1 pseudogene is annotated in these 344 nt (G+C 59.6%); it reads left to right on the top strand.

The window, feature by feature from the left end:
• Positions 1-299, top strand: a pseudogene (locus EOA29_RS41015) (integrase); the annotation flags it as partial.
• Between the last annotated feature and the right edge of the window lie 45 nt (positions 300-344).

Genomic DNA, 344 nt, shown 5'->3' with positions numbered 1-344 from the left:
CGACCCGCGCCATGCCGAAGACGATACCGAAGCCGGACTATCCGGCCGAAGCTGCGGTGCGCAGCGTGCGCCAAAACGGCGAGATCAAGTGGAACGGCGACTTCATCTACGTCTCAAAGACATTGGCCGGTGAAGCGGTTGCCGCAACCGAGACCGAGAACGGGCAATGGGCGCTCCACTTCTATACCCATCCGCTCGGCTTCATCGACGGCAGACACAAAAAACTGGTCCGCCGCAGTGCCCTTCAACCCCGACCAGACGGCACTGCGGCGGACAGCAACTCAGGGGGAAAACTGTAACCTATGTATCCGGTTCAAAGTGTTACCCATCTATCGGCTGGACAG

Origin of the sequence: Mesorhizobium sp. M1E.F.Ca.ET.063.01.1.1 (assembly GCF_003998155.1) — a bacterium.
Lineage (GTDB): Bacteria > Pseudomonadota > Alphaproteobacteria > Rhizobiales > Rhizobiaceae > Mesorhizobium.
The sequence above is the reverse complement of the archived record's forward strand: the minus strand, read 5'-3'. Positions and strand labels throughout refer to the sequence as shown.